9 protein-coding genes are annotated in these 7,217 nt (G+C 71.5%); 1 reads left to right on the top strand and 8 read right to left on the bottom strand.

Going from position 1 to position 7,217, the window contains the following annotated elements; genetic code table 11:
• The 4 genes from B4M60_RS05105 to B4M60_RS05090 form a co-directional block, all read right to left on the bottom strand.
• Positions 1-1,679, bottom strand: a 1,679-nt coding sequence (locus B4M60_RS05105) for a peptide chain release factor 3 (protein ID WP_291080917.1), incomplete at its 3' end; no start/stop codon positions are given.
• A gap of 192 nt (positions 1,680-1,871) precedes the next feature.
• Positions 1,872-2,327 carry a DUF1990 family protein gene (locus tag B4M60_RS05100; protein ID WP_291080915.1) on the bottom strand — a complete coding sequence of 152 codons (456 nt, stop codon included), beginning with the start codon at positions 2,325-2,327 and terminating at the stop codon, positions 1,872-1,874.
• On the bottom strand, positions 2,324-2,923 hold the full coding sequence (gene pth, locus B4M60_RS05095) for an aminoacyl-tRNA hydrolase (protein WP_291080913.1): 600 nt from the start codon (positions 2,921-2,923) through the stop codon (positions 2,324-2,326). Before pth ends, B4M60_RS05100 begins: the two co-directional genes overlap by 4 nt.
• A gap of 38 nt (positions 2,924-2,961) precedes the next feature.
• The gene (locus tag B4M60_RS05090; RefSeq protein ID WP_291080910.1) at positions 2,962-3,855 is read right to left on the bottom strand and encodes a LysR family transcriptional regulator ArgP; all 894 of its coding nucleotides are present in this window, start codon (positions 3,853-3,855) and stop codon (positions 2,962-2,964) included.
• A gap of 68 nt (positions 3,856-3,923) precedes the next feature.
• On the opposite strand from B4M60_RS05090, the gene B4M60_RS05085 reads away from it, so the two are divergent.
• Entirely contained in the window at positions 3,924-4,541 is a 618-nt protein-coding gene (locus B4M60_RS05085; protein ID WP_291080908.1) for a LysE/ArgO family amino acid transporter, read from the top strand.
• 75 nt (positions 4,542-4,616) lie between these two features.
• Here the strand turns inward: B4M60_RS05085 and B4M60_RS05080 are convergent, their stop codons facing one another.
• The 4 genes from B4M60_RS05080 to B4M60_RS05065 all read right to left on the bottom strand — a co-directional run.
• A complete protein-coding gene (locus B4M60_RS05080; RefSeq protein WP_291080906.1) occupies positions 4,617-5,255 on the bottom strand; it encodes a 50S ribosomal protein L25/general stress protein Ctc in 639 nt (212 codons plus the stop codon).
• Positions 5,256-5,457: 202 nt separating this feature from the next.
• Positions 5,458-5,817: an arsenate reductase (glutaredoxin) gene (gene arsC, locus B4M60_RS05075; protein WP_291080904.1), complete on the bottom strand. Its 360-nt coding sequence runs from the start codon at positions 5,815-5,817 to the stop codon at positions 5,458-5,460.
• Between the two features lies 1 nt (position 5,818).
• Positions 5,819-6,796 carry a ribose-phosphate diphosphokinase gene (locus tag B4M60_RS05070; RefSeq protein ID WP_291080902.1) on the bottom strand — a complete coding sequence of 326 codons (978 nt, stop codon included), beginning with the start codon at positions 6,794-6,796 and terminating at the stop codon, positions 5,819-5,821.
• A partial coding sequence (locus B4M60_RS05065) for a DapH/DapD/GlmU-related protein (RefSeq protein WP_291080900.1) occupies positions 6,793-7,217 on the bottom strand: 425 nt, incomplete at its 5' end. The genes B4M60_RS05065 and B4M60_RS05070, both read right to left, overlap by 4 nt.

Here is a 7,217-nt window from a genome sequence, read left to right as displayed (position 1 = left end):
TAGTTGGTGTCGGCGACCAGCGGCTCGATGGTGAGGTGCTCCATCTCCTTGGTGATGTACTGCAGGCGCCATTTGTCGCCGAAGAGGGCGAGCAGCTCGCCGTCGGTGCGCTGGAGAACCTCCACCCCGCGCTGGCGGCCGAGCTCGACCGCCGAATCGGCGTCGGTGCGCCGGGCGATGGTGTACGGGAGGTTGTCCACGATCACCTCGACGTTGAACTCGGTCTTCATGCGGGCCGTGACCACCTCGAACTGCATGGGGCCGACCGCGGCCATGACGGGGTTGGCGTCGCCGCGAACGTCGTTGCGCAGGATCTGCACCACGCCCTCGGCGGCCAGCTGGTCCACCGCCTTGCGGAACTGCTTGTAGGTGCCGAGCGATTTGGTGCGCAGGACCGCGAAGTGCTCCGGGGCGAACTGCGGGATCGGCGGGAACTGCACCTTCTTACCGGTGTAGAGGGTGTCGCCGGGGGCCAGGGCGGTGGCATTGACCAGGCCCACCACGTCGCCCGGGTAGGCGGTCTCGACGGTGGTGCGGTCGCGGCCGAACACGGTGAGCGCGTACTTGGTGGTGAACGGCTTGCCCGTCTGCGCGTGCTGGACCACCATGCCGCGCTCGAACTCGCCGGAGACCACGCGCATGAACGCCAGGCGGTCGCGGTGCGCGGCGTCCATGCCGGCCTGCACCTTGAACACCACCGCGGAGAACGGGTCGGAGGTGTCGCGCGGGGCGCCCGTGACGGTGGGCCAGGCGCGGGGCGGCGGGGCCAGCTCGACCAGCGCGTCGAGGATCTGGTGGACGCCGAAGTTGAGCATCGCGGAGGCGAAGATCACCGGGCTGGTCTCGCCGGCCAGGTACAGCTCCTGGTCGTGGTCCTGGCCCATCGCGGACAGCAGCTCGGACTCCTCCACGGCGGTCTCCCACACGTCGCCCTCGCGCTCGGCGGCGGCGGCCGGGTCGTAGTGCTCCTCCGGCGCGATGGTCGAGCCGCCGGCGGTGCGGGTGAAGTGGACGTACTCCTCGGGCGCGCCGTCGGGGCCGCGGCGAAGCAGCCCGCGGTAGTCGCCGGCGATGCCGACGGGCATGTACAGCGGGGTGGGGACCAGGCCGATCTGCTCGGCGATCTCGTCCAACAGCTCCAGCGGTGCCTGGCCGGGCCGGTCCCACTTGTTGATCACCGTGATGATGGGCAGCCCGTTGTGCTTGCACACCTGGAACAGCTTGAGCGTCTGCGGCTCGAGGCCCTTGGCGGCGTCGATGAGCATGACCGCGGCGTCGACGGCGGTGAGGACGCGGTAGGTGTCCTCGGAGAAGTCGGCGTGCCCGGGGGTGTCGACGAGGTTGATGACGTAGGGGTCGTCGGGATCCGATCCCTCCGGGGCGTACGTGAACTGCAGCGCGGTGGAGCTGACGGAGATGCCGCGGGCCTTCTCCATCTCCATCCAGTCCGAGACGGTGGAGCGGCGGCCCGACTTGCCGTGGACGGCGCCGGCCTCGGTGATCACGCGGGCGTGCAGCGCGAGCGCCTCGGTGAGCGTGGACTTGCCGGCGTCCGGGTGGGCGATCACGGCGAAGGTGCGGCGCCGGGCGACCTCGGAGCGGACGTCCGTGCCGGCCCCGGACCCGACGGGACCAGCGGGCCCCCCGGTCGTACCGGTGTCCTCGGCGGTCTCCGTCACGCGTCCTCCTCGAAGCTCCGGCGGCGCCTCGCCGCGGTCATCCCAGGGTACGTGCGCGGACGGTCGAGCACCCAATCCGGCGGTGCGCCGCGCGGGGCGCCGGGGGCACGCGAAAGTCGAGGTCACACGGTGCGCGGGGGGGTGTCGGACCCGGCCGCCCCGGTTCGCGCACGCGGCGGATGCCCCGGTCCGTCAGGCCTGCCCGCGCAGCGCGTCCAGGTGGCGGCGGGTGAGCCGGTTCTGCTCGAGCCGCGCGAGCGGTGCGCCGAGCCGGGCGAGCGGCGTGGCGTGCGCGGATTCGCCCTCGATCCGCATCCGGACCGCGCCGGTGGCCCGGTCGAGCTCGACGAGGAACGATTCCCACCCGCGCTCGGGGTGGCCGGGCAGCGTGCGGTAGGTGAAGCCGCGGGTGTCGGGGGAGTCGATCACCTCGGTGACCTCGCACGGCGCGGTCATCCGCAGCCAGGCGGCGGGGCCGGACCGGGGGCGGAGGGTGACGACCCGTCCGGGGGTGGCGGGGCCGTCGACGACGACGACGAGGCCGGCCCCCCGGTGCATGTCCCAGTGGATCAGGGCCCGGCTCGCGCGGTCGAAGAGGTCGGCGCCGGCCCCCAGGACCGCCTCGCGCTCGAACCGGCGGGCGCTCACCCGGAGTGGACCCGGTTCTGGGCCGTCTCCAGCCCGTGCTCGAGCAGCAACTCCACGGCGTCCGCGGCGTCCTGGACGAGGAACGGGACGTCGGGCTGCTCGAGCTTGGAGAATCGCTTGAGCACGTAGTCCGCCACCTCCATTCGACCCGGCGGGCGGCCCACCCCGGCGCGGACCCGGAGGTAGTCGCGGGTGCCGAGCGCGCTGGTGATCGAGCGGAGTCCATTGTGCCCGCCCTCGCCGCCGCCGCGCTTGAGGCGGACCTGGCCGAAGTCGATGTCGATCTCGTCGTGCACGACGATCACCTCGGTGGGCGGGACCGAGTAGTACTTGGCGACCGCCGCGACCGGGCCACCGGACAGGTTCATGTAGCTGCGGGGGCGGGCCAGGATCACCTGCCGGCCGGCGAGCCGGGTCTGGGCGATCTCGCAGTTGGTCCGCTTGTGCGTGGAGAAGCTCGCGGGCATGGGCAGGGCGCGGGAGGCGAGCTCGAGCAGGACGTCCCAGCCGATGTTGTGGCGGGTCCCCTCGTAGTCGGGGCCCGGGTTGGCCAGGCCCACCACGAGCGCGGGGCCGGGGGCGTCAGCAGTACTCACGCGCCCATGATCCCAGACCGCGTGGATCGCACGTCGCGTCAGGTCCGCAGCTCCGCCCGCGCGGTGTCGAGGACCGCGGCCGTGAGGGCGTCGAGGTCCGGGGACTGGAGCTTCCAGTGCTGCCAGAACAGCGGGACGTCCAGCGGTCGGTCGGGGGAGACCTCGGAGAGCTCGCCGGAGACCAGCCACGGCGTGGCCAGCTGCTCGGGAACCAGACCCCAGCCGAGGCCGGCGGCGATCGCGCGGACGTGGTCGTGCGAGCTGGGCACGAAGTGGCGGGGGCCGGTCGGTTCGCGGCGGGCGACCCGGCGGTAGTGGTGGTTCTGGTGACCGTCGCTGCGGTCGAAGTCGACGATCGGGGCGCGGCCGAGCGCGGCGGTGGGGCCCTCCCGCAGGTGCCGGGCGACGAATCCCGGGCTGGCGCAGGCCAGGTACCGCATCGACCCCAGGGGCACGGATCGACACCCCTGGACGGGCCTGGCCTGGCTGGTCACCGCCGCCATGACCTCGCCGCGACGCAGGAGATCGGTGGACAGCGACTCGTCCTCGCGGCGGATGTCGAAGGTGACCCGGCCGGCGGAGCGGACGTCGGTCGCGGCGTCGAGGAACCACGTGGCCAGGGAGTCGGAGTTGCAGGCCACGGCCAGGACGACGGGCTCCGCGGCCGTCTGGGCCCCGCGGAACTCCTGGGAGAGCGACTCCTCCAGGTGGAGCATCTGCCGGGCGGTCCGCAGGACGGTCTCCCCGGACTCGGTCGCCGTCACCGGGCGGTCGCGGCGGACGAGGATCCGGCCCGCCGAGTCCTCCAGCGCGCGGATCCGCTGGGACACCGCGGACTGGGTGACGTGCAGGTGCCCGGCGGCGGCCTCGAAGGAACCGAGGTCCACCACGGCGGCGAGGGTGCGGAGCTGGTCCAGGTGGAGAGGGTGCATAAGTAGAACTAATGGTAATCCATGAACTGTAGTGGCGATACTGCCTTCCGGGTGCCTAGCGTGACACCGTGACCACTTCCTCCACCCTCCTCATGGGCGCCGGCATGGGCCTCGGTCTCATCGTTGCCGTCGGCGCGCAGAACGCCTACATCCTCCAGCGGTCGATCCGCGGCGACGTGGCGATGGCCCCGATAGTCGCGTTCTGCGTCCTCTCCGAGGCCGCGCTGATCCTGCTGGGCGTGGCGGGCGTGGGGGCGCTTGTGGAGACGGCGCCGGCGGCCATCACGGTCATGACGTGGCTGGGCGTGGTCTTCCTGCTGACCTACGGGGCGTACGCCGCGGTCCGCGCGCTCCGCCCGGGCGGCGGCCTGCAGGTGGGTGGCGACGCCCGCATCCCCTCGACGATGGGGGCGGTGGCCGCGTGCGCGGCGTTCACCTGGCTCAACCCGCACGCCTACCTGGACAGCGTGGTCTTCCTCGGCACGCTCGCCAATCAGCAGGGCGGCGACCTGCGCTGGGTGTTCGCGGCGGGGGCGTTCCTCGCCGGCACGGTGTGGTTCTCGCTCATCGGCTTCGGCGGCAAGGCGCTGCGCGGGCTGTTCGCCAGGCCCGGCGCGTGGCGGGTGCTGGACGGCGGGATCGCGGTGATGATGCTCGTCCTGGCGGTGGGCCTCATCCGCGGCTGACACACCGCGGGCCCGGTGCGACGCGATCGTCGTACCGGGCCCGGGTCGCCGCGGCCGGAAGCCGCGGCGGGAGGATCACTCCGCGGAGCTGGCCTTGTCGGCGGCCTGCGCCTGCTCGATCGACGCCGCGACGCCCTCGTCCTCGCCGGCCTCGAGGTCGGCCTCGGACGGCGCCTCGAGGATGTTGACGATGAGCATCTCCGGGTCGGAGACCAGGGTGCAGCCCGCGGGGAGCTCGATGTCGGCGGCGGTGATCTGGAGGCCGGCGGCCGCGCCCGCGACCGAGACGTCGAAGCCCTCGGGGAGCTCGGTGGCGTCGGCCTCGATCTCGATGGAGTTGGCGTCCTGGGTCACCAGGGTGCCCGGCGCGGAATCGCCGACCAGGGTGAGGGCGATCTCCACGACGACCTTCTCGCCCTTGCGCACGACCAGCAGGTCGGTGTGCTCGATGATGCGGGTGAGGGGGTGCACGTCGATCTGCTTGGGCAGCGCGAGCTGCTCCTCGCCCTCGATGTCCAGGGTGAGCAGGGAGTTGGTGCCGTGGGCGCGGAGCACGGCGGCGAACTCCAGGGCGTTGAGGAGCAGGTGGCGGGGCTCGGTGTGGTGGCCGTAGAGCACCGCGGGGACCTGGCCCTCGCGGCGGGCGCGGCGAGCGGAGCCCTTGCCGAACTCGGTGCGGGTCTGGGTCTTGAGGTTGTTGACTTCCCTGGCCATGATGAACCTTCTGTCGGTGGGGAGCGCGTGGCGCTCGGTGGGTGAGGCGACCTCCCCGGCGACCGAGACGATCGCCTGGGCGGCCCCACCGGGGGACCACACCGACAATGATCGCGTCGATAACGGAGTGACCCACCAGGGGTCCTCCCTCGCCGAGATGACCGGCCCAGCCTAGCGGCGGGTCGGGCGCGGCCACAAATCGCTAGAGGATCTCCTCGACCGCCGCGGTGGGCCGTGCGAGCCGGGTCCCCTTGCCGGTGACGACGAAGGGACGCTCGATGAGCCGCGGGTGGGCGACCATCGCGGCGAGCAGCTCGTCATCGGAGGCGGAGAGCAGGCCGAGTTCGGTGAACTCGGCCTCCTTGACGCGGACGGCCTGCCGGACCGTCAGCCCGGCATCGGCGATGAGCGTGCGCAACTCGTCGATCGTCGGCGGGGTGTCGAGATACCGGATGACCGTCGGCTCGACCCCCCGCTCCCGCAGCAGTTCCAACGCCTGCCGGGACTTGGAGCAGCGGGGGTTGTGGTAGATCGTGGCGCGCCCCGCGCGGTCCGCGGACACGCTAGGCGGACCCGTTGAACAGGCTGGTCACCGATCCGTTCTCGAAGACCTCGTGGATGGTCCGGGCCAGCAGCGGCGCGATGGACAGCACGGTGAGGTTGTCGAACCGCTTCTCCGGGGGGATCGGCAGGGTGTCGGTGGTGATGACCTCCTTGGCGCCGCAGTTGGCCAGGCGCTCGGCGGCCGGGTCGGAGAAGATGCCGTGGGTGGTGGCGATGATCACGTCGCCGGCGCCGGCGTCCTTGAGCACCCTGACCGCGCCGGCGATGGTGCCGCCGGTGTCGATCATGTCGTCCATCAGCACGCAGGTCTTACCCTCGACGTCGCCCACGACGCGGTTGGACTTGACCTGGTTGGGCACGTTGGGGTCGCGGGTCTTGTGGACGAACGCCAGGGGCGCACCGTCGAGCGCGTCGGCCCACTTCTCGCCCACCTTGACGCGGCCGGCGTCGGGGGAGACCACGACGATGTTGTCCGTGCCGTAGTGCTCGCGCACGTAGTCCGACAGCTGACCCTGGGCGTGCATGTGGTCCACGGGGCCGTCGAAGAAGCCCTGGATCTGGTCCGTGTGGAGGTCGACCGTGATGATGCGGTCCGCGCCGGCGGCCTTGAGCAGGTCCGCGATGAGGCGGGCCGAGATGGGCTCACGGCCACGGTGCTTCTTGTCCTGCCTGGCGTACGGGTAGAACGGCAGGACCGCGGTGATGCGCTTGGCGGAGCCCCGCTTGAGCGCGTCGATCATGATGAGCTGCTCCATGATCCACTTGTTCAGCGGGGCGGGGCAGCTCTGCAGGACAAACGCGTCGCAGCCGCGCACCGACTCCTCGAATCGGACGAAGATCTCGCCGTTGGCGAAGTCGCGCGCGGTCTGCGGGGTGACCTCGATCCCCAGCTCGGCGGCGACCTGGTCGGAGAGCTCCGGGTGCGCTCGGCCCGCGAAAAACATCAGGTTCTTCTGGTTGTCGATCCAGTCGCTCACGGTGTGAGTCCGTCCTTCTGGGAGTCGTTCCGGCTACGTAGGGCGGCCTCGGCCGAACCGGAATCCGGTCGGTTCTCGATCACCCAGTCGTCGATGTTCCTCTGGCGTCCGCCGGACACCGCGAGGGCGCCGGGCGGGACGTCGTCCTTGATCACGGTACCCGCGCCCGAGTAGGCGCCGTCACCGACGGTCACGGGCGCGATGAACATGGTGTCCGATCCCGTGCGGCAGTGGCTGCCGATCACCGTTCGGTTCTTGTTCACGCCGTCGTAGTTGACGAACACGCTCGAGGCCCCGATGTTGGTGTGCTCCCCGATGGTCGCGTCCCCGACGTAGGTCAGGTGCGGGACCTTGGTGTGGGCCCCGATGCGCGACTTCTTGATCTCCACGAACGTGCCGATCTTGCTGCGTTCGCCCAGGT

The sequence above is a fragment of the Dietzia sp. UBA5065 genome (assembly GCA_002415925.1).
Classification (GTDB): Bacteria; Actinomycetota; Actinomycetes; order Mycobacteriales; family Mycobacteriaceae; genus Dietzia.
This window is presented reverse-complemented; position numbering and strand designations above follow the sequence as displayed.